19 protein-coding genes and 1 pseudogene are annotated in these 26,345 nt (G+C 70.3%); 7 read left to right on the top strand and 13 right to left on the bottom strand.

Going from position 1 to position 26,345, the window contains the following annotated elements; genetic code table 11:
* Nucleotides 1-30 precede the first annotated feature (30 nt).
* From AC07N1_RS06485 to AC07N1_RS06475, 3 genes are read right to left on the bottom strand one after another with little or no spacing between them, the layout of a single operon-like run.
* Nucleotides 31-291 (bottom strand): Hpt domain-containing protein, encoded by a 261-nt coding sequence (locus tag AC07N1_RS06485; protein WP_494671058.1) that lies wholly within the window; start codon nt 289-291, stop codon nt 31-33.
* The gene (locus AC07N1_RS06480) at nt 288-668 is read right to left on the bottom strand and encodes a response regulator (protein ID WP_110119282.1); all 381 of its coding nucleotides are present in this window, start codon (nt 666-668) and stop codon (nt 288-290) included. The genes AC07N1_RS06485 and AC07N1_RS06480 overlap by 4 nt, the downstream gene beginning before the upstream one ends.
* Nucleotides 665-3,184: a CHASE3 domain-containing protein gene (locus tag AC07N1_RS06475; RefSeq protein WP_494671057.1), complete on the bottom strand. Its 2,520-nt coding sequence runs from the start codon at nt 3,182-3,184 to the stop codon at nt 665-667. Before AC07N1_RS06475 ends, AC07N1_RS06480 begins: the two co-directional genes overlap by 4 nt.
* Nucleotides 3,185-3,369: 185 nt before the next feature.
* On the opposite strand from AC07N1_RS06475, the gene AC07N1_RS06470 reads away from it, so the two are divergent.
* From AC07N1_RS06470 to AC07N1_RS06460, 3 genes are read left to right on the top strand one after another with little or no spacing between them, the layout of a single operon-like run.
* Nucleotides 3,370-4,962: a fatty acid--CoA ligase gene (locus tag AC07N1_RS06470; RefSeq protein ID WP_494671076.1), complete on the top strand. Its 1,593-nt coding sequence runs from the start codon at nt 3,370-3,372 to the stop codon at nt 4,960-4,962.
* Nucleotides 4,962-5,855 carry an oxygenase MpaB family protein gene (locus AC07N1_RS06465; protein WP_494671056.1) on the top strand — a complete coding sequence of 298 codons (894 nt, stop codon included), beginning with the start codon at nt 4,962-4,964 and terminating at the stop codon, nt 5,853-5,855. Before AC07N1_RS06470 ends, AC07N1_RS06465 begins: the two co-directional genes overlap by 1 nt.
* Nucleotides 5,856-5,900: 45 nt before the next feature.
* A complete protein-coding gene (locus AC07N1_RS06460; protein WP_494671055.1) occupies nt 5,901-6,341 on the top strand; it encodes a hypothetical protein in 441 nt (146 codons plus the stop codon).
* A 92-nt stretch (nt 6,342-6,433) separates the two neighbouring features.
* Here AC07N1_RS06460 and AC07N1_RS06455 read toward each other — a convergent pair whose 3' ends face one another.
* The 3 genes from AC07N1_RS06455 to AC07N1_RS06445 form a co-directional block, all read right to left on the bottom strand.
* On the bottom strand, nt 6,434-7,771 hold the full coding sequence (locus AC07N1_RS06455) for a GntP family permease (protein WP_494671054.1): 1,338 nt from the start codon (nt 7,769-7,771) through the stop codon (nt 6,434-6,436).
* The gene (locus AC07N1_RS06450) at nt 7,768-10,089 is read right to left on the bottom strand and encodes a glycoside hydrolase family 3 N-terminal domain-containing protein (RefSeq protein WP_494671053.1); all 2,322 of its coding nucleotides are present in this window, start codon (nt 10,087-10,089) and stop codon (nt 7,768-7,770) included. The genes AC07N1_RS06455 and AC07N1_RS06450 overlap by 4 nt, the downstream gene beginning before the upstream one ends.
* Nucleotides 10,090-10,200: 111 nt before the next feature.
* Nucleotides 10,201-10,425 (bottom strand): hypothetical protein, encoded by a 225-nt coding sequence (locus AC07N1_RS06445; RefSeq protein ID WP_494671052.1) that lies wholly within the window; start codon nt 10,423-10,425, stop codon nt 10,201-10,203.
* 142 nt (nt 10,426-10,567) lie between these two features.
* On the opposite strand from AC07N1_RS06445, the gene bglX reads away from it, so the two are divergent.
* Nucleotides 10,568-12,853, top strand: a complete 2,286-nt coding sequence (gene bglX, locus AC07N1_RS06440; protein WP_494671051.1) for a beta-glucosidase BglX — start codon at nt 10,568-10,570, stop codon at nt 12,851-12,853.
* Between the two features lie 178 nt (nt 12,854-13,031).
* Here the strand turns inward: bglX and AC07N1_RS06435 are convergent, their stop codons facing one another.
* Nucleotides 13,032-13,601 (bottom strand): aspartyl/asparaginyl beta-hydroxylase domain-containing protein, encoded by a 570-nt coding sequence (locus tag AC07N1_RS06435; RefSeq protein WP_494671050.1) that lies wholly within the window; start codon nt 13,599-13,601, stop codon nt 13,032-13,034.
* Nucleotides 13,602-13,669: 68 nt separating this feature from the next.
* On the opposite strand from AC07N1_RS06435, the gene AC07N1_RS06430 reads away from it, so the two are divergent.
* Nucleotides 13,670-14,854, top strand: a complete 1,185-nt coding sequence (locus tag AC07N1_RS06430; protein ID WP_494671049.1) for a sulfotransferase family protein — start codon at nt 13,670-13,672, stop codon at nt 14,852-14,854.
* A 216-nt stretch (nt 14,855-15,070) separates the two neighbouring features.
* Here AC07N1_RS06430 and AC07N1_RS06425 read toward each other — a convergent pair whose 3' ends face one another.
* Genes AC07N1_RS06425 through AC07N1_RS06415 form a run of 3 tightly spaced genes read right to left on the bottom strand, consistent with a single transcriptional unit; the run spans nt 15,071 to nt 20,834 of the window.
* The gene (locus AC07N1_RS06425; RefSeq protein ID WP_494671048.1) at nt 15,071-16,471 is read right to left on the bottom strand and encodes an efflux transporter outer membrane subunit; all 1,401 of its coding nucleotides are present in this window, start codon (nt 16,469-16,471) and stop codon (nt 15,071-15,073) included.
* Between the two features lies 1 nt (nt 16,472).
* Nucleotides 16,473-19,667, bottom strand: a complete 3,195-nt coding sequence (locus tag AC07N1_RS06420) for an efflux RND transporter permease subunit (RefSeq protein WP_494671047.1) — start codon at nt 19,665-19,667, stop codon at nt 16,473-16,475.
* A 12-nt stretch (nt 19,668-19,679) separates the two neighbouring features.
* Nucleotides 19,680-20,834, bottom strand: a complete 1,155-nt coding sequence (locus tag AC07N1_RS06415) for an efflux RND transporter periplasmic adaptor subunit (RefSeq protein ID WP_494671046.1) — start codon at nt 20,832-20,834, stop codon at nt 19,680-19,682.
* 191 nt (nt 20,835-21,025) lie between these two features.
* Here AC07N1_RS06415 and AC07N1_RS06410 point away from each other — a divergent pair, with 191 nt between their 5' ends.
* Complete coding sequence (locus tag AC07N1_RS06410) at nt 21,026-21,622, top strand: TetR/AcrR family transcriptional regulator (protein ID WP_494671045.1); 597 nt, start codon at nt 21,026-21,028, stop codon at nt 21,620-21,622.
* A 16-nt stretch (nt 21,623-21,638) separates the two neighbouring features.
* Nucleotides 21,639-21,799, top strand: a pseudogene (locus AC07N1_RS06405) (hypothetical protein); the annotation flags it as partial.
* 20 nt (nt 21,800-21,819) lie between these two features.
* Here AC07N1_RS06405 and AC07N1_RS06400 read toward each other — a convergent pair.
* From AC07N1_RS06400 to AC07N1_RS06390, 3 genes are all read right to left on the bottom strand, one after another.
* Nucleotides 21,820-22,686 (bottom strand): rhamnogalacturonan acetylesterase, encoded by an 867-nt coding sequence (locus AC07N1_RS06400; RefSeq protein ID WP_494671044.1) that lies wholly within the window; start codon nt 22,684-22,686, stop codon nt 21,820-21,822.
* A 135-nt stretch (nt 22,687-22,821) separates the two neighbouring features.
* Complete coding sequence (locus tag AC07N1_RS06395; protein ID WP_494671043.1) at nt 22,822-24,441, bottom strand: family 43 glycosylhydrolase; 1,620 nt, start codon at nt 24,439-24,441, stop codon at nt 22,822-22,824.
* 315 nt (nt 24,442-24,756) lie between these two features.
* A complete protein-coding gene (locus AC07N1_RS06390; RefSeq protein ID WP_494671042.1) occupies nt 24,757-26,193 on the bottom strand; it encodes a sugar porter family MFS transporter in 1,437 nt (478 codons plus the stop codon).
* Nucleotides 26,194-26,345: the final 152 nt, after the last annotated feature.

Below are 26,345 nucleotides of genomic sequence, written 5' to 3'. Positions count from 1 at the left end.
GGCCGAATTTGAGGAAAATGGGCGAGGCGCCTAGGCTTCCAGGCCTTCCAGCGCCGAAATCAGCGCGGAAAACGCCTCGGGCGGGGCGTCGCCCTGCGCCAGCAGCAGGTCGTCGAGGTCGCGGGCCAGTTCGGTGATCTCGCCATAGCCGAACACGCCCGCCGCGCCGGCCAGGCGGTGAACGACATAGTGGCGGTCCTTGATCGAGGTCTCGTCCGACCGCAGCAGCGCCAGGTCCTGCGCCGCGCGGACGAGGAACTTGGCGCGCAGCGGGGCGAGGGGATCGCTCATCGGGCCAGGATCGCCCGCACGTCCTGGGCCAGGGTCATCGGGTCGAACGGCTTGGTGATGACGTCGGCCGCGCCGAAGCCCAGCAGGCGGGCGCGCTCCTCGGCCTGGGCGCGGGCGGTGATGAAGATCACCGGCGCGCCGTCGAGGTCGCCCCGCTCGCGCAGTCTGGCCAGCACGGCCGGACCGTCCATGTCGGGCATCATCACGTCCAGCAGCACCACGTCCGGGCGCCAGGCGTCGCGATCGAGCATGGCGAAGGCCTCGGCGCCGCCGTCGGCGGCCCTCACCTCGATGCCCGGATCCAGCTCCAGCGAGAAGGTCGCCACCTCGCGGATGTCGGCCTCGTCGTCGACGTAAAGGAGCTTCAGGTCGGTCATCGGCGTCTCTTGGAATCGGCGTCCGCGGCGAGCTTGCGCACAGTTCGGGCCAGCTGGTCCAGAGTGGTCTTGGACTTGGTCAGCACCGCGTCGACCGAGGCCGCCAGGGCCTTGTCCTCGATGGGCTGGGCCGAGAACACGATGACCGGAACCGGATCGCCGCCATCGTGCAGGTCGCCCAGCAGCTCCACGCCGTTGCCGTCGCCGAGGCCCAGATCGAGGATGACGACGTCGGGCCTGGCCATCGAGAGGGCGGCGCGTCCGGTCCGCACGCTGTCGGCGTGGCGGACGGTGCAGCGGTCCAGCAGGGCGTCGCGGACCACGGCGTGGACGTCGCGGTCGTCCTCGACGTGCAGCACATCGATGCGGCGGGTGTCGGCATGGCCGTTGACGGCGCGATGGACGGCGGTGCGCAGGCGCTCCAGGTCGATCGGCTTCTGCAGCCAGTCGACGACGTCCAGCGCCTCGCCCCGGCCCTCGGCGGCCTCGGCCGAGATCACCAGGGCGGGGATGTCGCGGGTGTTGGCGTCGGCGCGCAGGCGGCGCAGCAGGTCAAGGCCGCTGCCGTCGGGCAGGCGCACGTCGGTGACGAAGGCGTCGAAGCCGCCGATCTCCAGCACCGCCCGGGCCGAGGCCACGTCGCCGACCGTGTGCACCCGCACCCCGGCCTCGCGCAGGGCCTGGGACAGGATCTCGGCGATGTCGGGATCGTCCTCGCACAACAGCACCCGGGCGCCGCCGTCGCCGGCCTCGATCGTCCGGGGGCGGGTCTCGACGGTCGCCAGCTCGAACTGGAAGGTCGCGCCCTGGCCGGGCTCGGACTCGAACCACAGCCGCCCGCCGTGGCGCTGGACGATCTCGCGCGAGATGGCCAGGCCCAGGCCCGTGCCGCCCTTGGCGCGGGTGTCGGAGGCGTCGGCCTGGGCGAATTTCGAGAAGATGCGGTCGCGGAAGGCCTCGGGCACGCCGGCGCCGTGGTCGCGCACCGAAAACCGCAGCAGGTCGGGACGCGGGGCGTAGACCCTGACCTCGACCACGCCGTCGGGCGGCGAGAACTTGGCGGCGTTCGACAGCAGGTTGGCGGCCACCTGGGCCAGGCGGTCGGCGTCGCCGCGCACCGGCGGCAGGTTCGGCGCGACGTCGAGCTTGAAGGTCACGCCCATCTGGCCGCCCAGCCCGCCCATGCCGTCCACCGCCCGCTGGGCCAGGTCGCTGAGGTCGAGCGGCTGGAGCGCGAACTCCATCTGGCCGGACTCGATCTTCTCGATATCCAGGATGTCGTTGATCAGCCGCACCAGCCGCTGGCAGTTGCTGTGGGCGATGCCCAGCAGGCGCGCGGCGCGCTCGGGCAGGGCGCCGGCCGCCCCGCCGACCAGCAGCCCGAGCGAGCCGGCGATCGAGGTCAGGGGCGTACGCAGCTCGTGGCTGACGGTCGAGACGAACTCGGCCTTCAGCCGCTCGACGCGGCGGCGCTCGGAGATGTCGCGCACCGAGGCGGTGATGCGCTCGCCCTCGGGCAGGCGGACGAGGCCGATCGAGGCCTCGACGGGGAAGGTGCTCCCGTCGGTGCGGTAGGCGACGAACTCGCGCAGCACGCCCTTGGACAGGTCTTCGCCGCCGGCCAGGTGCTGGACGAACAGCTGGCCGCGGTCGGGCAGGTCGACGAATTGCGACAGGGCCCGGCGCACGAGCGTCTCGCGCGGCAGGCCAAACATGGCCTCGGCCGCCTTGTTGACCGTCTCGATGGTGCCGCTGGGATTGAGGGTGATGACGGCGTCCTGGGCGTTGTCGAGGATGGCGTCCAGCCGTCCGGCCGTGGCCTGGGCCACGGTGAACAGCTGCTGGCGGGCGCGGATCTGGCGCGACAGCAGGATGAAGGCGGCCAGCAGGAACACCACCAGCACCGCGAACAGGGTCTGGGTCAGGCGCTCGGTGCGCAGGGTCAGGGCGTCGTTGGCGGCGATGCGGCGGTCGAGGGCGGCCTTGTCGGACGCCTGGAGCTCGCGGGTGACGAGACGGATCTCGTCCATGATCACCTTGCCCTTGCCGCTGGAGATCAGGGTGCGGGCCGCGTCGTGCCCCTGTTCGCGGCGAAGGCGGATGCCCTCGGCCATCGTCTGTTGCTTCTGCTCGATCAGGGCTTCGAGGCGATCGAAGACCGGATCGTCGTTGGCGATGAGGTCGCCGACGTCGCGCTGGCGCAGGGCGCGCAAGGAAGCCAGCTGGCTGGGCAGGCGGCGCAGGGCGGCGTCGTAGGGCTCCAGGAACCGGTCCTGGCCGGTGATGACGAAGCCGCGCTGGCCGGTCTCGGCGTCCTGCATCAGCGAGAACACCGTCTGCAGCTGCATGCGCTGCTCGTAGGAGTGGTCGACGGCGTCGCGCAGCATGCGGCCGCGGGTGAACTCGCGCTGGATCTCCCAGGTGGTCAGCAGCAGCAGCAGCGGCGCGACCACCAGGCCCAGCAGGACCGAGATCAGCAGGCCGCGCTGCTCGCGGCGCAGGAGGAAGCTGGTCATGGGCGTGCTTTTCCTCGCGGCTTTCGAGTCACAGCTTACGGCCGGTCGCGGGGACGACTCAACGCGCCATTCCACGGACCCCCGCACTTGGCTTCTCCACCGAGCGTTGACTTACCCGGGGTCACGCCGAAAACCATGTTCTTCGAACGGCCGCGCCAGACGGCTTCACCGGGAGAGCAGCGATGATCCAGGACGCCGTCGATTTCGCCCGCATGCCGACGCTGGGCGACGTGCCCCGCTATCACGCCCAGGTGCGGCCCGACGCCGTGGCCTTCGCCTTCGAGGGGCGTGAGACCAGTTTCTCCGAGCTCGACCGCCGCACCAACCAGGTGGCCCGGGCCCTGATCGCCGAGGGGCTGAAGCCCGGCGACCGCATCGCCTATGTCGGCAAGAACAGCGACAGCTATTTCGAGCTGCTGCTCGGGGCGGCCAAGGCCGGGGTGGTGATGGCCCCCGTCGGCTGGCGCCTGGCCCCGGCCGAGATCGCCTACATCGTCGCCGACACCGAGGCGAAGATGGTCTTCGTCGGCCCCGAGCTGGTCGAGCACGTGGGCGAGGTCGCCAAGCTGCTGGCCGGACCCCAGCCGCCGGTCGTCGCCATGGAAGGCGGCGGCGATCTTGCGGCCTTTCCGGCCTGGCGCGACGCCCAGGACGAGGCCGATCCCGCCGTGCCGCTGGCGCCGTCGGACGTGGTTTTGCAGCTCTACACCTCGGGCACGACGGGCAAGCCCAAGGGCGCGATGCTGACCCACGACAACCTGCTGGCCATGCGCAAGGCCGCCGCCGAGCAGACGGCGATGCCCTGGAACGTATGGGGTCCCGACGACGTCAGCCTGGTGGCCATGCCGGTGGCCCATATCGGCGGCACCGGCTGGGGCTTGGTGGGCCTCTTCAACGGGGCCAAGGGCGTGGTGGCGCGCGAGTTCGACCCCTTCAAGGTGCTGGACTTCATCGAGCACGACCGGGTGTCGAAGATGTTCCTGGTGCCGGCCGCCCTGCAGATCGTCGTGCGCCTGCCCCGCGCCCGCCAGATCGACTATTCGCGGCTCAGCTACATCCTCTATGGCGCGGCCCCGATCCCGCTGGATCTGCTGCGCGAGAGCATCGAGGTGTTCGGCTGCGGCTTCGTCCAGCAGTACGGCATGACCGAGACCACCGGCACGGTGGTCTATCTGCCGCCCGAGGACCACGACCCGGCCGGCAACACCCGCATGCGCTCGGCCGGCCTGCCGATGCCGGGGGTCGAGCTGCGCATCCTCGACGAGGCCGGCGGCGTTCTGCCTGCGAACACCGTCGGAGAGATCGCCGTGCGCAGCGCCTCGAACATGGCCGGCTACTGGAAGCTGGACGCGGCCACCGCCGCGACCATCGACGGCGACGGCTGGCTGCGCACCGGCGACGCCGGCTACCTGGACGACGACGGCTATCTCTTCATCCACGACCGGGTGAAGGACATGATCGTCTCCGGCGGCGAGAACATCTATCCGGCCGAGGTGGAGAGCGCCGTCTACGGCCATCCGCACGTGGCCGAGGTGGCGGTGATCGGCGTGCCCGACGACAAGTGGGGCGAGGCGGTCAAGGCGGTGGTCGCGCCCAAGCCCGGGATCACGCCCGACGCCGATGACATCATCGCCTTCGCCCGCACGCGGATCGCGCACTTCAAGGCCCCCAAGAGCGTGGACTTCGTCGAGGCCTTGCCGCGCAACGCCTCGGGCAAGATCCTGCGCCGGCAGCTGCGCGAGCCCTACTGGGTCGGGCGCGAAAGACGGGTGAACTGATGGCCGATCCCCTCTCGCGGGCCGCCGCGCGACTGCTGAAGCCGGACGGGGGACCGGCGATCGACTTCTCCGCCCCGCCGGGCGCGGCCGCCCTGATCGCGCCGGACTCGGTGTCGTGGCGGGTGTTCAAGAACCCGGTGTCGCTGTTCGTCGGCGGCATCACCGCGGTGCTGCTGGAGCTGGCCGAGCCGCGCGTGCGCTCGGGCGTCTGGGATCATTCCAGCTTCAAGGCCGAACCCCTGAAGCGCCTCAAGCGCACGGGCCTGGCGGCCATGGTCACGGTCTACGGCCCGCGCGAAACGGCCGAGAAGATGATCGCCGGCGTGGTGCGCATGCACGGCCATGTGACGGGGCAGACGCCGGGGGGCGTCGCCTACCAGGCCAACGACCCGGTGCTGCTGGACTGGGTGCAGGCCACGGCCAGCTTCGGCTTCATCGAGGCCTATCACGCCTACGCCCACGCCCTGACCCCGGCCGAGCGCGACGCCGCCTTCGCCGAGGCCGCCCCCGGCGCGCGGCTCTACGGCGCGACCGGCGCGCCGACCAGCGAGGCCGAGTGGAAGCGGCAGATGGCCTTGATGCTGCCGAGTCTCGAGCCGTCGGACATAGTCTTCGAGTTCCTCCACATCATGACGTCCACGCCGCTGCTGCCGGGGCCGCTGCGGCTGATCCAGAAGCCGCTGGTGCGGGCGGCCGTGGCCATCACCCCGGTCGAGGTGCGGGCGCGGCTGGGCCTGGGCGAGACCTGGCAGTTGAACGGTGTCGAACGGCGCCTGGTGCGTCTGGCCGGGGCCAGCGCCGACAAGGTGCCGATCAAGGGTTCGCCGGCCGTCGAGTCTTCCCGCCGCATGGGCCTGCCGGACGACTATCTCTATCGCCGCCGGGCCGCCTGAGGCAGTCTCGTCCCCAGAAGAAAACCATGACCTGGGGAGGGCATGATGAGCCAGATCAAGAGCAAGACGCCTTGGCACCTGTGGCTGGTGGGCGCGGTCGCCGTGCTGTTCAATTCCGTCGGCGTGTTCGATTTCGTGATGAGCATGGCCCAGGGGCCGGCCTACATGGCCAGCGCCGGCATGACCCAGGCCCAGATCGACCACTACCAGCGAATGCCGGGCTGGATGACGGCGGTCTGGGCGATCGGCGTGTTCGGGGCCTTCGCCGCCTCGGTGCTGATCCTCCTGCGCCGGAAGATCGCCGTGCCGGTGTTCGCCGTGTCGCTGGCCGCGTTCCTGCTGAGCCTCCTCTACACCTATGTCCTCAGCGACGGCGGCAAGGTGATGGGCCAGCAGATGGCCGTGACCAGCGCGGTGATCGCCGTGCTGCTGGCGCTGTTCATGGCCTACGCCTGGTGGCAGACGAAGCGGGGCGTGCTGCGGTAGGGGCTTCGTTTCCTACCAAGTTCGTCATCCCGGATAAGCGCTACGCGCTTTCCGGGATGACGAGCGGGGGGGAGAGCGTTTGAAAGCGTGATCTAGACCAGCGCCGACGCCACCAGCGCCGCCGCGAACGCCACCAGCCCCGCCATCGTCGAGGCCACCGTCCAGCTCCTGAACGTCTCGGTCTCCGACAGGCCCAGATACTGCCCGACCAGCCAGAACCCCGCGTCGTTGACGTGGCTGACCACGGTCGCGCCGGAGCCGATGCCGATCACCACCAGGGCGACCTGGTTGGCGTCGAGCCCGGCCGCCGTCGCCAGCGGCGCGGCGAGGCCGGCGGCGGCGACCATGGCCACGGTGGCCGAGCCCTGGGCGATGCGCATGATCGCCGCGATCAAGAAGCCGAACACCAGCGGCGACAGCCGGGCGCCCTCGACGGCGGCGGTCAGGTGGGCGCCGGCCCCGCTGTCGATCAGCACCTGCTTGAAGGCCGCGCCGGCCCCGATGACCAGGGCGATAGCGCCGGCCGGCTCCAGGGCGCGTCCAGCGATCCCCAGCAGCCGATGCCGGTCGACGCCGCGCCGGCGCAGCAGCACCCAGGCATAGCCGCAGGCCACGGCCAGGGCCACGAACGGATGGCCGAAGAACTCCAAGGCGGTGCGGACCGGTCCTTCCGGCAGGGCGGCGTGGGCCACGGCGCCGGCGACGATCAGGACGAGCGGGGCCAGCATGCCCACCAGGGCCGGCCAAAGGCCGATCAGGGCGTCGGCCGCGCCGTCGTCCGCGACCGGTGACGTCTCTGGTGCGACGTAGACGCCCTTCCGGAAAGCGGCCAGTGCGTAGAGCGGCCCGGCGACCAGCACGGCCGGGATGCCGCAGGCCAGGCCCCACAGGGCGATGCGGCCATAGTCGGCGTGCAGCAGTTCGGCCGCCGCGACCGGTCCGGGATGCGGCGGTAGCAGGCCGTGCATCACCGCCAGGCCCGCCAGCACCGGCAGGGCGACGAAGGCCACGGCCTTGCCCGAGCGCTGGGCCACGCCCAGCATCAGCGGGGCCAGGATGATCAGGGCGACGTCGAAGAAGAGGGGAATGCCCACAAGCACGCCGATGGTCGCCAAGGCCCAGGGCGCGCGGCGTACGCCGAAACGGTCGAGCAGGGCGCGGGCCATGACGCCCACCCCGCCGCCGGCTTCCAGCAGGGCGCCGAAGATCGAGCCCAGGCCCAGTATCACGGCGACGAAGCCCAGGGCCTCGCCCGCGCCCTTCTTCACCGAAGCCAGCACGCTGACCGGCTCGGCCCCGAAGGCGATCCCGGCGGCGATGGCGGTCAGCAGCAGGGCGAAGAAGGCCGGCAGGCGCAGTTTCAGCGTGGCGAAGACCACCAGGGCGACCCCGGCGGCGACGACCAGCAGGGTCCAGAGCGGCCCGCTCACGCGAGGCTCACGGGCGTGAGGATGGCGGTCGCCGGATCACGGCCCTTGCCGGGCGCGGTGATCGTGAAGGCCCCCCTCAGCCGGATGTCGGCCGATGACGAGCCGACCATGACCTCGACCTTGCCGGCCTCGATGATCCAGCCGGCCGGGCTCCAGATCGCCAGCTGGGCGGGCGTCAGGGTGAAGGCCGCGCGCTTCTTCTCGCCGGGCGCGAGGGTCACGCGCAGGAAGCCGCGCAGCTCCTTGACCGGCCGGGCGACGCTGGCGACCGGGTCACGGACATAGAGCTGCACCACCTCGTCGGCGGCGACCGATCCGGTGTTGGCCACGGTCAGGGAGATCCTCACCGCCCCGCCGGGCGCGACGGTCTCGCGATCCAGCGCCAGGTCGGAATAGGCGAAGGGCGCGTAGCTCAGGCCATGGCCGAATGGGAACAGCGGCCCGATGTCGACGTCGTGGTAGCGGACGGTGTCCTTGGCGAGATCCGGATCGGCCGGACGGCCGCTGGGCGTGTGGGCGTAGAAGGTCGGCGACTGGCCCGTGGCGCGCGGGAAGCCGACCGGCAGTCGGCCGCCGGGGGCTGCCTTGCCGAACAGGATGTCGGCCAGGGCCGGTCCGGCCTCGACGCCGAGGAACCAGGTCGCCAGCACCGCCGGGGCCTTCTCCAGCACCTCAGGCGCGACCAGCGGGCGGCCCGACGGCAGCAGCACGACGACGGGCTTGCCGGTGGCCAACACCGCGCGGGCCAGGGCGCTCTGGGCGCCGGGCAGCGACAGGTCCGAGCGGCTGCGGGACTCGCCGCTGTGGTCGAAGTCCTCGCCGACCATCAGCAGCACGAGGTCGGCGGCCTTGGCGGCCTCGACGGCGGCGGGGATGCCGCTCTCGTCGAGGCTGCGCGGCGAGGCGCCGGCCACATGGACGATCTCGGTTCCGGCCGGCGCGGCGGCCTGCAGCGCCGGCAGCAGCGGGGCGACGTCGGCGACTTGGCCGCGCGCCTTCCATGAGCCCAGCTGCGAGAGGTTGTCGGCCGCCAGGGCGCCGATCACGGCGATCTTCTTCGTGGCGGGCGCGATCGGCAGCAGGCCGCCGTCGTTCTTCAGCAGCACCACGGCCTTGCGCGCCGCCTCGCGGGCGATGGCGCGGTGCGGCGGGCTGAGGAACACCGTCTTCTCCCGCTCGACGTCGCCGAAGCGGTAGGGATCGTCGAACAGGCCAAGCCGCATCTTGGCGGTCAGGATCCGGGTCACGGCCTGGTCGAGCAGGGGCGCAAGCGACGGATCGGCGGCGATCGCGGCCTTCAGGTGGGCGGCGTAGACGCCGCTGGCCATGTCCATGTCGACCCCGGCCTTCAGGGCCAGGGCGGCGGCCTGGACCGGGGTCTCGGCGATGCCGTGGTTGATCAGTTCGAGGATGGCGTTCCAGTCGCTGACCACCAGGCCCGGCCAGGTCCACTGGGTCTTCAGCACGCCGCGCACCAGGGCGGCGTTGGCGGTGGTGGGGGCGCCGTTCAGGTCGTTGAAGGCGGTCATCATCGTACTGGAGCCCGCCATCGCTGCCGCATGAAAAGGCGGCAGGTAGACCTCGTTCAGCGTGCGGTCCGACAGCTCGGCGCTGTCGTAGTCGCGCCCGCCCGCCGCCGCGCCATAGGCGCCGAAGTGCTTGGCGCAGGCCAGGATCGAGTCCTTGCCCGCCAATCCCTTGCTTGAGGGCCCGTCGCCCTGGAAGCCGCGCACCTGGGCGTCGGCCATGACGCTGCCGAGATAGGGATCCTCGCCGGCTCCCTCGACGATGCGGCCCCAGCGCGGGTCGCGGGCGATGTCGACCATCGGGGCGAAGGTCCAGTGCAGGCCGCTGACCGCCGTCTCCACCGCCGCCATCCGCGCCGTCGCCCGCACGATCTCCGGATCGAAGGTCGCCGCCATGGCCAGCGGCACGGGGTAGAGGGTGCGGAAGCCGTGCACCACGTCGATGGCGAACAGCAGCGGGATCTTCAGCCGCGACTCCTCGACCGCCGTGCGTTGCAGTTCGCGCAGGAAGGCCGCGCCGGCCACGTGCAGGTACGACCCGACCCCGCCCTTGCGGACGAGGTCCAGCGCCGCGGCGTCGATCTTGGAGTTCAGCGCCCTCTGCCGACCGCCGGCCGGCTGGTGGGTCTGGCCGATCTTCTCGTCGAGGGTCATCTGCTTCAGCAGCGCGCCGACGCGGGCCTCCTGGTCGGCGGCGAGGGCGGGGAGGGCGGGGCCGAGGCCCAGCGCGGCGGCGGCCAGCAGGGCGCGGCGGCTGGGTCCTTGGGCGCTGTTTGCCTGGGCGTCGTGCATGGGGCCTCCCTCGATCGTCGAACGCGGTCGTTAGGCAGGGACAGCACTATGGTTTGACAACGCTGTCAACGAAGTTGTAGCGGCCGAGGGCCTCAACCCTTCGGCGTCGCCTCAGGCCTCGGCCTGGTGCTCGACATGTCCGTCAATCACCTCGGTGCGGGAGAACACCTCTTCCTGGCCGTCCTGCAGCAGTTCCTCGGCGGCCACGTGGTCGCGTTCGGCCTCTTCGAGCACCTGGCGCAGGGCCTCGACCTCGGTGTCGGCCTCGACCAGCGCGCTGCGCAGGGGGGCGTGTCCCTCGCCCAGTCGGATCTCGATGCGCCATTGGGCGGTCATGGTCGTGTCTCCCTTCAGCCAGACTGATAACGCAAGCGGACGGTTCAAGTTCGGGGCCGGTTCGCCTCGCAGCGGGCGAGCCGTTGCGCGACGGGCCGTCCTCGGCGAGGTTGCCCGCCGAAAGGCTGTCGGAAGGGATTCTATGGATCGGCGTGAGGCGCGGCTTGAAGGGATCAGCCGTCGCGGACTTATGGCGGGCGGCGCCGGGATCGCGGGGCTGGCCCTGGCCGGCCGGGCGGCGGCGCAGGGGCGAGGCTCGGATCGCGTCGAGGCGCTGATCGCCCAGATGACCATCGAGGAGAAGGCCGGGCAGCTTTCCTGCTACGCCGACATGATCCGCCCGCCGGTGGGCGACATGAACCCGGCGGTGAACCTGCGCAACACCCAGCAGCTGCTGGCCGAGACCCGGGCGGGCAAGATCGGCACGCTGATGAACGGCGTCGGCGTCGAGGGCGCGCTGCTGGCCCAGACGGCGGCGGTGGAGCATTCGCGTCTGGGGATCCCGCTGCTGCTGGCGGCCGACGTCATCCACGGCTTCAAGACCGTCTATCCGATCCCCCTGGCCGAGGCCGCCGCCTTCGACCCGCCGCTGGCCGAGCGCACCGCCCGGGCGGCCGCGCAGGAGGCCACGGCCCACGGCCTGCACTGGACCTTCGCGCCGATGGTCGACGTCGCCCGCGACGAGCGCTGGGGCCGGGTGGCCGAGGGCTCGGGCGAGGACGTGTTCCTTGGCGAGGCCCTGGCCCAGGCCCGGGTGCGCGGCTTCCAGGGACCCAACCTGACCGCGCCGGACTCGATGCTGGCCTGCGCCAAGCACTTCGCCGCCTACGGCGCGGTGGCCGCGGGCATGGACTACAACACCGTCGAGATCTCCGAGGCGACGCTGCGGGAGGTGCACCTGCCGCCGTTCCAGGCCGCCTTCGAGGCCGGGTGCCTCACCGCCATGTCGGCCTTCAACGACATCAACGGCGTGCCGGCCACGGCCAACAAGGCCCTGCTGACCGACCTGCTGCGCGGCGAGTGGAAGTTCCGCGGCGTGGTGATCTCCGACTACACCGCCGACCAGGAGCTGGTGGCCCACGGCTACGCCGCCGACGACCGCGACGCCGCGCGCCTGGCGATCCTGGCCGGCGTCGACATCAGCATGCAGAGCGGGCTCTACAGCCGCTACCTGCCCGAGCTGGTGGCCGCCGGCGCCGTGCCGATCGCCGTGGTCGACCAGGCCGTGCGCCGGGTGCTGATGCTGAAGGAGGCCATCGGCCTGTTCGACCAGCCGTTCCGCTCGATCGACCCCAAGGCCCAGGCCGCCCGCACCGCGACGCCGCAGATGCGCGCCCTCAGCCGCGAGGCCGGCGGCCGCTCGATCGTGCTGCTGAAGAACGACGGGAACCTCTTGCCGCTGCCGCGATCGGGCAAGCGCATCGCCCTGATCGGCCCCTTCGCCGAGGACCGCGACAACATCCTGGGGCCGTGGGCCTTCTTCGGCGACAAGAGCCTGGGCGTGGATCTGGCCTCCGGCTTCCGCCAGGCGCTCGAGGACCCCAACCTGCTGCGCACCGCCAAGGGCTGCGAGGTCGAGGCCTCGATCCGCGGCGGGATCGAGGCGGCGGTCGCCGCCGCCCAGAACGCCGACATCGTCGTGCTGGCGATCGGCGAGGGCCAGAACATGTCGGGCGAGGCCCAGTCGCGCACCGACATCGGCATCCCCCGGCCGCAGATGCTGCTGGCCGAGGCCGTCGCCGCCGTCGGCAAGCCCACCGTCGTGCTGCTGCGCCACGGCCGGGCCCTGGTGCTGGACGGGGCGGTCAAGAACGCCCCGGCGATCCTGGCCACCTGGTTCCTGGGCACCGAGACCGGCCACGCGGTGGCCGACGTGGTGTTCGGCGCGGTGAACCCCTCGGGCCGCCTGCCGGTCAGCTTCCCGTACGAGAGCGGCCAGCAGCCCTACGCCTACAATCACCGCACCACCGGCCGGCCCGCGCCCGCCGACAGCGAGATCCAGGAGTACAAGGCCCGCTGGCGGACGGTGAAGAACGAGGCGCTCTATCCTTTCGGCTACGGGCTTTCCTACACCACCTTCGCCCTGTCGGACCTGAAGCTGTCGACGACCAGCCTGGCCTGGAACGATCGCCTGCGGATCACCGCCAAGGTCAGGAACACCGGCAAGATCGCCGGGACCCACGTGGTGCAGCTCTATGTCCGCGACCGGGTGGCCAGCCGCACGCGGCCGGTGCGCGAGCTCAAGCGCTTCACGCGCGTGGACCTCAAGCCCGGCGAAACCCGCGAGGTGACCTTCGTCCTGCAGCGCGAGAGCCTGGCCTTCTACGGCGAAAACGGCTGGCTCGCCGAGCCGGGCCTGTTCGACCTGTGGGTGGCCAACAGCGCGGTGGACGGGCTGAACGCGCAGTTCACGCTGGTGGGGGCGTAGGGGGTCTTCCGAACCCCGACGCTCGGACGCCAGAAATCCTGCTTCCCTGGGCCTCGTGCCCAGGGCCCATCGTTCAGCCGCTCAGACCTTTCGCGCCGGGCCGAGGTTTGAGCGGTCGCCGACATGGACCCTCGCCACGAGGGCGGGGGAGGCGAGCTTTTGAGCCCTTGAGAGGCTTCTAGACCGCGACCTCCTCCGCCTCCGCGAACAACCCCCGCACCCAGTCGTTCACCCGGCCGTCGATGACCAGGTGCACGCGGTCTTCGGTTCCATGGTTGGCGACGCTGTGGGGGTCGGTGAGTTTCAGGTACCAGGCGCTGCCGGCCTCCATGACCACCCGCCGGCCGTTGAGGCGGAAGTCGACGTCGGGATTGGTGACCACCGGCACGTGAAAGCGGACCAGGGCGGAGGTGGCGTCGAGGTCCTCGTCGCTGTGGGTCTTGATGACCGAGCCGGGGGCCAGCTTCATCAGCCGCGCGCTGGTCGCCTCGAACGGGAAGGCGGCGATCACGCCGCGGAAATAGGGGCAGGGGGCCAGGAACGGGGTGTCCTCGAACGCCGTCGCGCCCGGATCCGAATAGATCATCATCACCGGATGGGTCGCGCCGGCGGCGCTGCGCAGGGGGATGACGCTCCAGTCGCCGTCGTAGTTCTGGGTGACGAAGTGGGCGATCCAGTCGGTGGAGGCCGCCAGCGCCGCCAGGTCCGCGCGCAGCCGCTCGGCGTCGAACGCGAAGGGCAGCTGCAAGCGGTCTGGAAATCTCATCGTCCGAAACTATTGTGCCGTCTCTCAACCGACAAGGGCTCGGGGCGGGCATGCAACTTTCGGCGGGCGATGCCCGGGACGCTCTGATCGCGCGGCTGCTGGCCGAGCCGCAGGCCTGCGCGCGGCTGGCGGCGCTGTTCCGCGACGAGGATCTGGTCGCCGCCCTCGAACCGCTGGCGGCGGCCTGGGGGATCGGGCTGGAGCGCGAGGCGATCCGGGCGGCGCTCGATCGCCGGACGGTTCTGTCGCTGCGGGCCGCGCCGCCGGCCGGCTGGCTGCCGGTCGCCGTGCGGCCGGACGAGGACGCGGTCGACTGGGCCTTCTTCGGCGCGCGGCGGCTGGACGAGCCGTTCTTCGGCGAGAGCGTCGGCGCGGTGCGGCACGCGCCGCTGAACCGGCTGCTGGCCCCGCGCACGCGGCTGGCCGCGCTGGAGGGCCTGGCCGGTCCCGCGCCCGACGGCCTGATCTTCCACATGTCGCGCTGCGGCTCGACCCTGGTCGGCCGGATGCTGGGCGCGCCGGAGGGGACGACCGTGCTGTCGGAGGCCGCGCCGATCGACGCGGTGGTCCGCTCGGAACTGCCCCGCGAGCGCAAGGTCGTGCTGCTGCGCGGCGTGGTCGCGGCGCTGGGCCGGTCGCGCGGGGCGGGAGAGGGGCGGCTGTTCCTCAAGCTCGACTGCTGGCACGCCATGGCCTTCGACCTGCTGCGCGAGGCCTTTCCGCACGCGCCCTGGATCCACCTCTACCGGTCGCCGGACGAGGTGCTGGTGTCGCATGCGCGGGGCGTGGGCGAGCAGATGGTTCCGGCCGTGGTGGCGCCGGCGGTGTTTGGCCTGGCCGAGCCAGCGGTTCCCGACGTCGACTATCGCGCTCGGGTGCTGGCGGCGATCGGCGAGGCGATGCTGGACGCCTTCGGGCGCGACGGGGCGGGGCTGCTGGTCAATTACGACGCCCTGCCGGCGGCGGTGACCGCGCGCGTCCTGCCGCACTTCGGCTGGTCGCCGACGGCGGCGGAGCGGCAGGCGATGGCGGCGGCGGCGGGGACCGACGCCAAGTCGCCCGGCCAGGCCTTCCGGCCCGACGGCGCGGCCAAGCGCGCGGCGGTCGATCCGGCGATCCGCGCGGCCTGCGCCCTTTGGCTGGACGACCTGCACGGGCGACTGGAGATGGGATCGGGGGCGGAAACCTCGCCCTTCGACAGGCTCAGGGTGAGGTTTCTCCCTGAGCGGCCATGACCTTGGTCCTCATCCTGAGCTTGTCGAAGGACGAGGGCCACGCACGGCTTAGGCTGTCGCTGATCTGAAAAGAGAGGGGTGGAAGGGGCGCGCCTGGGATTGGGGGGGTGACGCGCCCCTTCCGGTCGCGGCGTGTCCGGGGGGATGCCGCCGCGATCAGCCCCGCACCGTCGCGCGGGGATGGAAGAGGGGAGGGCCGAGACCCTCCCCGGTAGGTCAGGCTTTCGGGGCGCCGCCGCCGAGAACCTTGTAGAGCGTGACCAGGTTGCTGGCCCGGGCCAGGCGCGCGTTGATCAGGCCCTGCTGGGCCGAATACTGCGAACGCTGGGCGTCCAGCAGGGTCAGGGAGCTGTCGACGCCGCGGTCGTAGCGCAGCTTGGTCAGGCGCGCGGTGTCGGCGGCGGCGGCGGCCAGGCGTTCCTGGGCGGCCAGTCGGTCGCCGATGGTGGCCTGGGTCGCCAGGGCGTCGGCCACCTCGCGGAAGGCCGTCTGCACGGTCTTCTCGTAGGTCGCCACCGCGATCTTCTGGCTGGCCTTGGCGCCGTCCAGATTGGCCTTGTTGGCCCCGCCGGCGAAGATCGGCAGGGTGATGCTGGGGCCGAAGCTCCAGCTCTTGGTGCCGCCCTTGAACAGGTCGCCCAGGTCGCCGCTGGCGCTGCCGTACGAGCCGGTCAGGCTGATCTGCGGGAAGAAGGCCGCGCGGGCCGCGCCGATATTGGCTTCCGCCCCCATCAGGCTGTGCTCGGCCGCGATGACGTCCGGACGGCGGGTCAGCACGTCGGACGGCACGCCCGCCGGCAGGTCCGACAGGATCTGCGCGGTGATCAGGCCGCCGGCCGGCAGCAGGTCGGCCGGCACGTCGGTCCCGGCCAGCAGGCGCAGGGCGTTCCTGTCCTGCTCGACCTGGGCCGTGTAGGTCGCGACGTCGGAACGGGCGGTCTCGGCCAGGGTCTGCGAGGCGCGCAGGTCCAGCTGCGAGACGGCGCCGGCGTCGAACTGGCGCTGGGTGAGGGCGAGGCTGTCCTCGCGGCTCTTCAGCGTGTCCTTGGCCAGGGACAGCAGGTCCTGGTCGGCGGCCAGGGTCAGCCAGGCGTTGGCCGTCTCGGCGATCAGGCTGATCTGGGTCGCGCGGGCGGTCTCGGCCGTCGACAGATAGCTCTGCAGGGCGACGTTCGACAGGCTGCGGACCCGACCGAACAGGTCGACCTCGTAGGAGGTGACGCCGATGCCGGCGCTGAAGGCCTCGACCTCGAGCGCCGAACCGGTCTGCGAGGTCGCCGCCGGGGTGTGGCTGCGAGTCTCGCTGAGCGAGGCGTTGACGCCCGGCAGCAGGTCGGCGCGCTGGACGCGGTAGGTCGCCCGGGCCTTGTCGATGTTGAGCACCGCGACCCTAAGGTCGCGGTTGTTGGCCAAGGCCAGCTCGATCGTCCCCGCCAGGCGGGGATCTTCGAAGACCTGTTTCCAGGCCAGGTCGCCGGCGCTCACGCTCGAACCGTTGGCCGAAGCCGTGGGCCAGGTCGTGGCGACCGGCAGGGCCGGACGCTCGTGCGGGGGAGCCAGGGTGCAGGCGGAAAGCGCGCTCGCCGCCAGCAGGGTGAGGGTCAGATTACGAAGCATCTCAGTGGCTCTCGGCCGGAGCGGCGGGGGCCTCGTCTTGGTGACGGGGCTTGGGCTTGAAGATCCGTTCGACGATCACGAAGAACAGCGGGACGAAGAAGATCGCCAGGACGGTCGCCGACAGCATGCCGCCGATGACGCCCGTGCCGATCGCGTGCTGGCTGCCCGATCCGGCCCCGTTGGAGATCGCAAGCGGCAGAACGCCGAAGACGAAGGCCAGCGAGGTCATGATGATCGGACGCAGACGGATGCGGACGGCTTCCAGCGTGGCTTCCACAAGGTCGCCGGTGCGCTCGAAGATCTCCTTGGCGAACTCGACGATCAGGATGGCGTTCTTGGCCGCCAGGCCCATGGTCGTCAGCAGGCCCACCTGGAAGTAGATGTCGTTGGACAGGCCGCGCAGGGTGGTCGCCAGCAGGGCGCCGACGATGCCGAGCGGAATGACCATGATCACCGACAGCGGGATCGACCAGCTCTCGTAGAGGGCCGCCAGCAGCAGGAACACCACCAGGATCGAGATGGCGTACAGGGCCGGAGCCTGGTTGCCCGCCTCGCGTTCCTGGGCCGACAGGCCGGTCCATTCGAAGCTGATGCCGGCCGGCAGCTGGGCGGCGATCTTCTCCATCGCGGCCATCGCGTCGCCCGAACTCTTGCCCGGGGCCGGCGAGCCCTGGATGTTCATCGACGACAGGCCGTTGTAGCGCTCGAGACGCGGCGAGCCGTAGATCCAGTGGGTCGTGGCGAAGGCCGAGAAGGGCACCATCTGGCCGGTGCTGTTGCGCACGTACCAGTTGTTGAGGTCTTCCGGCTTCATCCGGTACTGGGCGTCGGCCTGCAGGTAGACCTTCTTCACCCGGCCGCGGTCGACAAAGTCGTTGATGTACGACCCGCCCCACGCGGCGCTGAGGGCGGCGTTGATGTCCGAGGTGGTCAGGCCCATCGCCCCGGCCTTGGCCTGGTCGATGTCGATCTTCAGCTGCGGGGTGTCTTCCTGGCCGTTGGGACGCACGCCGACCAGGTTGGGATCCTGGGCGGCCATGCCCAGAACCTGGTTGCGGGCGGCGGTGAGGGCGTCATGGCCCACGCCGCCGATGTCCTGCAGCTGGAAGTCGAAGCCCGACGAGGTGCCCAGTTCCGGCACCGCCGGCGGCACGATGGCGAACACCATCGCGTCGCGGATCTGGCCGAAGGCCCCCATGGCGCGCCCGGCGACGGCCGCGGCCTTGAGGTTGGCGGCCTTGCGCTCGTCGAAGTCCTTCAGGCGGACGAAGGCGAGACCGGCGTTCTGGCCCGCGCCGCTGAAGCTGAAGCCCGAGACGGTGAACACCGACTGCACGGCGTCCTTCTCGCCTTCCAGGAAGTGGCTGCGGACCTGGTCCAGCACGCCCTGGGTGCGTTCCTCGGTGGCGCCCGGCGGCAGCTGGACGAGGGTGATCATGATCCCCTGGTCCTCTTCCGGCAGGAAGGCGCTGGGCAGGCGGACGAACAGCAGGCCCATGACCAGGATGATCGCGCCGTAGATGGCCATCCAGCGGACGCTCTTGCCCAGGATGCCGCGGACGCCGTTCTGGTAGCGGCCCGAGACGTCGTTGAAGCTGCGGTTGAACCAGTTGAAGAAGCGGTTGAAGAAATTGACGATCGCGCCCAGCGGACCCTTGTGGTCGGTCTGGAGCGGCTCGCCGTGGCCGCGGCTCGACGGCTTCAGCATGGTGGCGCAGAGCGCCGGGGTCAGGATCAGGGCGACGATGACCGACAGGCCCATCGCCGAGACGATGGTGATCGAGAACTGACGGTAGATGACGCCCTGCGAGCCGCTGAAGAAGGCCATGGGCACGAACACCGCCGACAGCACCAGCGCGATGCCGATCAGGGCGCCGGTGATCTCGGTCATCGACTTGCGGGTCGCCTCGAGGGGCGAAAGCCCTTCCTCGCTCATCACCCGCTCGACGTTCTCGACCACGACGATGGCGTCGTCGACGAGCAGGCCGATGGCCAGCACCAGGCCGAACATGGTCAGGGTGTTGATGGAGTAGCCGAAGGCCGCGAGGATGCCGAAGGTGCCCAGGAGGACGACCGGGACGGCGATGGTCGGGATCAGGGTCGCGCGCCAGTTCTGCAGGAACAGGAACATGACGATGAAGACGAGGATGATCGCTTCGATCAGCGTCTTGATCACTTCGTGGATCGACAGCTCCACGAACGGCGTGGAGTCGTAGGGCACGACGTAGCGGTAGCTGGTCGGGAAGCTCTTTTCGAGCTGCGCCATGCGCTCCTTCACCGCCTTGGCGGTGTCGAGCGCGTTGGCGCCGGGGGCCAGCTTGATGGCCAGACCCGCGGCCGGCTTGCCGTTGAACTTGGCGTTCGAGACGTAGCTTTCGGCGCCCAGCTCGACGCGGGCGACGTCGCGCAGGTGGACGATGGCGCCGCCGGTGCTGTTCTTGACGATGATGTTCTCGAACTCTTCCGGCGTCTGCAGGCGCGACTGGGCCGTGATCGTGGCGTTCAGCGCGGTGCCCGGCAGGTTGGGCGTGCCGCCCAGCTGGCCGGCCGAGACCTGGGCGTTCTGCGCCGTGATGGCGCTCGAAACGTCGGCCGGGGTCAGGCTGTAGGCGGACAGCTTGTTCGGGTCGAGCCAGATGCGCATGGCGTACTGGGCGCCGAACAGCTGCACGTCGCCGACGCCGTCGACGCGGCTCAGCGGGTCCTGGATGTTGGACGAGATGTAGTCGGCCAGGTCGGTGTTGGTGGCCTTCGGATCCTCGGAATAGAGGCCGACGACCATCATGAAGTTACGGGCCGACTTGGCGACCGTCAGGCCTTGCTGCTGCACCTCTTGGGGAAGCAGGGCCTCGGCGCTCGACAGCTTGTTCTGCACCTGCACCTGGGCGATGTCGATGTCGGTGCCGGCCTTGAAGGTCAGGGTCGTGGTGGCCGAGCCGGAGCTGTCGCTGGTCGACGACATGTAGTCCAGCCCGTCCAGGCCTTTCATCTTCTGTTCGATGACCTGGGTGACGCTGTCTTCGACCGTCTTGGCCGAGGCGCCGGGATAGTTGGCGGAGATCGACACCTGCGGCAGGGCGATCTCGGGATACTGGGCGATCGGCAGCGTGCGGATGGCCAGGGCCCCCGCCAGCATGATCACGATGGCGACGACCCACGCGAAGATGGGCCTGTCGATGAAGAAACGGGACAACATGACGGTCCGGCCTTAGCGTTGAGCGGTGATGACGGCGGCCTTCACGGGCGCGCCGGGACGGACCTTCTGCAGGCCTTCGACGATGACCTGGTCGCCGACCTTGAGGCCGGAGGTGACCAGCCACTTGTCGCCGACCGTCTGGCCGACGGTGATCGGACGGGTTTCGGCCGCGCCCTTGGCGTCGACGACCATGACGGTCGCATTGCCCTTGGGGTCGCGGCTGACGCCGCCCTGCGGGATCAGCACGCCGTTGGAGGCCACGCCCTTGCCGAGGGTGGCGCGGACGTACATGCCGGGCAGCAGGGTGCCGTTGGGGTTGTCGAAGGTGGCGCGCAGGCCGAACGAGCCGGTGGTCTGGTCGACGGTGACGTCGGCGAACTCCAGGCGGCCCGAGACGGGATAGGTCGAGCCGTCTTCCAGCTTCAGGGTGACCTGGGCCGAGCCCGAGCGGCCGATCTGGCCGCCGGCCAGGTCGCGCTGCAGGGCCAACAACTCGGCCGACGACTGGGTCAGGTCGACATAGATCTTGTCGAGGTTCTGGATGGTCGCCAGAGCGGTGGTCTGGCTGGCCGTGACCAGGGCGCCGGGGGTCACCGAGCTCTTGCCGATGCGGCCCGAGATCGGGGCGACCACGCGGGTCCAGCCCAGGTTGATGCGGGCGCTGTCGACGGCGGCCTTCTGGGCGGCGACGTTCGCCTGAGCCTGCTGGGCGGCGGCCTGGGCGTCGTCGTTGTCCTGCTTGGAGACGGCGTTGACGGCGACCAGCTCCTTGTAGCGGTCGGCCTTCAGCTTGGCGGCGGTGTAGGTCGCCTGGGCCTGGGCCAGGCCCGCCTGGGCGCTGTTGACCGCCGCCTGGAAGGTGGCCGGGTCGATCTGGTAGAGCGGCTGGCCGGCGCGGACGTAGCCGCCTTCCTGGAACAGGCGCGACTTGACGATGCCGCCGACCTGCGGACGCACTTCCGAGACCAGGTAGGCCGAGGTGCGGCCCTGCAGTTCGCTGGTCAGGGTCACCGGCTCGGTCTTCACGACCACCACGCCCACGGGCGTCGGCCCGCCCGCGCCCATGCCGCCCGCGGCTCCGCCTTTGCCTTGCCCGCAGGCGGCGAGGGTGAGCGAGACAGCCGCCAGAAGAACCGCCGAAGCGGCGAGCGGACGTTTGATAGCCATGGATATCCCCGGAGCGTCAGAGCGCCGCAAGGAGGGAGGGACCCTTGACGACGCGCCTATGATGAACAATTTGAGAATGAACGTTCATTCTCAATTGCGCTGGACATAGGCCCGGGGTAAGGCGAAGTCAACACCCCGGCAGACCAGCTCGGTTGACCTGACGGAAATGTAATGGAGAACGGGACCGCTCAATGGTCGACGTGAGTTCAAGCGCCAAGCCGACGCCCGAAGCGCGCCGGCAACAGATCCTGGATGCGGCCTGCGACATCGTGCGCCGATCGGGTTTCCACGGCGCAAGCATGGCCGAGATCGCCAAGGCCGCCGGCCTCAGCGTGGGCCAGATCTATCGCTACTTCGAGAACAAGGAAGCCATGGTCGCGGCGATCGTCGCCCAGGACCTGGCCGAGATGCGCGAGAAGTTCGCCGAACTGGAAAGCCGGCCCGGCACGCTGCTCGACGCCATGCTCGAGCACATCGATGAGGCCGTGGGCAAGTGCTACGACCCGCGCCGCGCGCCGCTGGTGCTGGAGGTGATGGCCGAGGCCTCGCGCAATCCCAAGGTCGCGGCCATTGTCCGCGCCGCCGACGAGCAGGAGCGCCTGCTGGCCCGCAGCATGCTGGAGCGCAGCCGCAAGCCTGAATGGAGCGACGAGGAGTTCGCCGCCCGCACCGAGATGATCGGCGCGATGTTCGACGGCCTGGTCATGCGCAGCGTCAACCACCCCGACCAGGACCGCACGGCGATCGCCCGGACGATGAAGGCCGTGCTGACCTGCCTGCTGGGGTAGGCGGGGCTCTTTAGAACTGCCAACCCAATATCGTCATCCCGGCCGTAGCGCAGCGTAGAGCCGGGACCCAGGGGACCGGGCTCGGCGGCAGGGTCCTCCATCCTATCGCCAGCCGACGCTGTGCGGCGGCCCCTGGGTCCCGGCTCTGCGGCGCTGCGCGCCTTCGGCCGGGATGACGAGCAGGGGGGAAGCGGCTCCTACGGCACCAGGTACCGCCGCAGCGCCGGCACGGCGACCGCCAGTTCGTCGGTCACGATCTTCGAGAAGTAGTCGGCGCCGTCGCGGCCCAGGTGGGTGTAGTCGAACGACAGCTTGGCCTGGCCCATCGGCTCGACGGCGGCGTTGTTCTGGGCCTGAGCTGCGGGTGTCGCGCCCGGCGTCGCGCTGGGAGCGGCCGGCTGGGCGCTGATCGTCGTGCCCGTGCGGGCGGCGGCCAGCACTTCGGGCGGGGGCGGCTGCTGGGCGAAGCGCGTGGCCTCCGCCGCGCCCATGGCCTGGACGGCGGCGTAGGACCTGGCGTGCAGGTCCACCAGCGGCGCGCCGGTCTCGGCGGCGACCTTGCGGGTGGCGTCGGCCCAGGGGGCGAGGTCGTCGATCAGCTTGCCGTCCTTGAACTGGCGACGGGTCAGCGGCGTGACCAGCACCGGCTTGCCGCCGGCTGCGCGCACCTCTTCGACATAGCGTTTCAGGTTGGCGGGGAACTCGGTGGCGAGGTCCGTCGAGCGGCCCGGCTTGCCCGGCTGGTCGTTGTGGCCGAACTGGATCAGCACATAGGTGTCGGTGAAGCCGCCCGAGCCGATCTCCTTCAGCGCCACGCGCCACGAGCCCTCGCTGCGGTAGTTGCCGCTGGAGCGGCCGCCGCGCGCCAGGTTGATGCAGGCGGCGAACGACGTCAGGTGCTGGCCGCAGAAGCTGGGACCCCAGCCGCCGATCACGGCGGTGGTGGAGTCGCCGACCAGCACGACCTTCACCGCGCGGAACACCGGCGGCTCGGGTTCCTGGGCGTGGGCGGCGAGGGGCGTCGCCAGAAGGGCGGCGGCGAGGAGGAGGGACTTCAGGCGCATGTCAGCTCCGAGGTCTGGGAGGGAAGATGCTCCCCCTATGGGGGAGCTGTCGCGGAGCGACTGAGGGGGTCTAGCGCCTGCGCTGGCCCCCTCCGGCCCTCTGGGCCACCTCCCCCAGAGGGGGAGGATCTAAGATCAGTCCAGCGCCCGGTACTTGAAGTTCCGGAACCGCGCCGAGCCCTTGCCGGCCGCGTAGAGGCCCGGCTTCAGCATCAGGAAGCCGCCGCGCACATTGTGGTGGTAGCCGCTGACCTCCATGCCGCGGTCGAACCGCTTCCAGGTCTTGCCGCCGTCTCCCGAGGTGTGGAAGGCGACGATGTGGCGGGTGTTGCGCAGGCGCAAGAGCATCTTGCTCCCATGCGGATTGGCAGGCCGTCCACGCTCGATGCCGTACTGGTGGGTGACGAAGTTCTTCGTATCGAACCCCAGGCCGCAATAGAGCTGGCGGTCGTAGAACAGGATCAGCCCCGCCCGGGTCTCCGGATCGACCTCGATCTCGCACTCGATCTCATAGGCCTGGTCGCCATTGACGAAGATCAGCGGCGAGCCCGTCGATGGGGCCTCGCCGGCGCCCTTCAGGGTCAGCACGCCGTTCGAGCGGCTGATGCGGTCCTGCTCGCCCGGCTTGGGATCGAAGAAGTTCCACTGCACGCCGTACTTGTCGGCGCTGAAGTCGTCCGACAGCGCCATGCCGTGCGGGCCGCTCTTGCCGCCCTTGGGCTTCCTGATCGGTTTGGCGAGATCCCCGCCGCCGATCTCGAACCAGCCGTCCTTGGTCCAGGTGACCGGAGCCAGCAGGGTCTGGCGGCCCAGCGTCCAGTAGCCGTTCTCGTAGCCGTGATAGACGGTCCACCAGTCGCCGGGCGTAGGGCCCTCGACCAGGGTGGCGTGGCCGCGCGACCACCACTTCTCGGCGTTGTCGACGGTGCGGACCAGCGGGTTCTTCGGATGGTTCTCCCACGGGCCGGCCAGCGACCTGGCGCGGGCGGCGATGACCATGTGGCCGGTCGGCGGGCCGGCCGTGCCGCCCACGGCGGTGATCATGTAGAACCAGTCGCCGCGCTTCATCACCTTGGGGCCTTCGGGCGAGAAGCCCTCGACGTCCCAGTCGTCCGGATAGCGCCAGGGATCGTAGACGTGCTCGGGCTTGCCCACCGTCGACAGGCCGTCCGGCGCCAGCCTGATGCGGTCGCCGCCGGACAGGAACAGCCAGCGCTCGCCGTTCTCGTCGACCACGTGGCCGGGGTCGATATAGCCGGGCAGCTTCAGGTCGATCGGCTCTGACCACGGGCCTTCGATCCTGTCGGCCCAGATCACGTAGCTGGTGTTGTTCTTGGGGAACTTGGCCGGGATGTAGAGGTAGTAGCGGCCCTTGTGCTTGCACAGTTCCGGCGCCCAGACCGAGCCGATGTTGGTCTTCAGGGTCGGCGCCACCGGCGTCCAGTTCACCAGGTCCTTCGAATGCCAGATCAGCAGGCCCGGATAGGCGTCGAACGACGAGTGGGTCATGTAGTAGTCGTCGCCGTCCTTGAGGATCGACGGGTCGGGATGGTCGCCGGCCAGGATGGGATTTAGGAAGGTCCCGTCGCCGAGGTCGGCCTTGCGCTGGCCTTCGATCCCCTTGGTCCAGTTCGGTCCGCTCGCGCTCTTGGCGGGCAGGGAGCCGACACCTTCGGCCGCCGCGGGCAGGGCGGCGGCCGCTGCCGCTCCGGTCAGAAGCGAGCCTAAAGCACCGCGGCGGCTGAGGTCGGCCATGTGTTTCCTTCCCGAAGACTGGGCCGCGCATCCTGCGTCGCGCTGGCCTGTTACCGGTCACTTAAGCGGCGTGGAGCGGCTTTGTCTACCGGTGTCATGACCCATTTTCCGACGATAACGCTGTCACTGGCGAGGGCAAAAGAAAACGCCCGGGAGCGGGGCTCCCGGGCGTTTGTCTGTCGAGGAACCTCCCCCTGTGGGGGAGGTGTCGCCGAAGGCGACGGAGGGGGGGCGTTTTCAGCCGCCGAGGCGCTGGCCTTCATCCCCCCACCGACCGCTTCGCGGTCGCCTCCCCCACAGGGGGAGGTTTTTGCCTCACCCCTCCATCGCCTCCAGCTCCTTGCCACGGGTCTCGTGGATGAGCTTCTGGACGAGGAAGAACGAGACCACGGCGCTGGCCGCGTAGAAGCCATAGGTCGCCGACAGGCTGAGCTTGGCCATGGCCGGGAAGCTGAACGAGATGGCGAAGTTGGCGATCCACTGGGCGAAGCCGGCGACGGCCAGGGCCGAGCCGCGCATCTGGTTGGGGAACATCTCGCCGAGCATGACCCACATGACCGGACCCCAGGAGAGGTTGAAGAAGATCACGTAGAGGTTGGCGGCGACCAGGGCGATCGGGCCGACCGAGGCGTCCAGGTGCAGGGCGCCGTTGACCGTGGTGGCGGTCGAGAAGCACCAGGTCAGCACGCCCAGGGTCACGGCCATGCCGGCCGAGCCGATCAGCAGCAGCGGCTTGCGGCCGATGCGGTCGATCAGGGCGATGGCGGCCAGGCACGCCACGATCGACAGGGCGCCCGACAGGATGTTGATCTTCAGGCTGTCGTCCTCGGTGAAGCCCACCGACTGCCACAGCACCGAGCCGTAGTAGAAGACGATGTTGATGCCGACGAACTGCTGGAAGATCGCCAGGACCAGGCCGGCCCACAGGATCGGACGGATCTTGCGGGTCGTGGGGTCCAGCAGGTCGGAGAACTTCGGCTTGTGGTCGGCGCTCAGCGAGGCGCGGATCTCGGCGACCTTGGCCGCGCCCGTGCCGGCCCCGAACAGGCGCGACAGGATGGCCTCGGCCTGGGCGTCCTTGCCCTTGGCGACCAGGAAGCGCGGGCTTTCCGGAATGGTCAGCAGGGCCAGGAAGAACACGCCGGCCGGGATGACCTGCATCCAGAACATCCAGCGCCAGGCGGGCAGGCCCAGCCAGAACTCGGCGGTCGAGCTGCCGGCGGTGTGGGCCAGCACGTAGTTGGCCACGAACGCGCCGGTCAGGCCGGTGATGATCATGATCTGCTGCACCGACGACAGGCGGCCGCGGATGTTGGCGGGCGTGACTTCCGAGATGTAGACCGGGCACAGCACGCTGGCCGCGCCGACGCCCAGGCCGCCGATCAGGCGGAAGATGACGAAGACGGTCGAGGTGTGGGCCGCGCCCGTGCCCAGGGCGCTGATCACGAACAGCAGGGCCGAGATGATCATCACCGTGCGGCGGCCCCACACGTCGGCCAGGCGGCCCGCGGCGAAAGCGCCGAAAGCGCAGCCGATCAGGATGGCGGCGACGTTCAGGCCGGTGCCGAACTCGGTGAGCTTGAAGGCGCTGTTCAGGCCTTCCTGGGTGCCGTTGATGACGCCGCTGTCGTAGCCGAACATGAAGCCGCCGATGGTGGCCACGGCCACGATGGCGGCGACGAAGGCCATGTTCACCTTCGCGCCGTCGGCGCTCATGCCGGCGCTTGGTCCGGCGCTGGAAACTGATGCCACTGGAGTCCTCCCCGAACTGGCCCCCTCTAGGAGCCATGTTTGATCCCTAACGCGCCCCCGTAGGGACCTTAGTTGCCGGCGACCTTAGTGTTACCGGTATCAGCGCGCAAGCGGCCGTTTTTGCGGGATTCCCGCTCGCGGCGCCGCCCTCG

The organism is Caulobacter sp. GW821-FHT09B11 (assembly GCF_059418205.1).
Note: the sequence above shows the minus strand (reverse complement) of the source record. Positions and strands in the feature narration are given on the sequence as shown.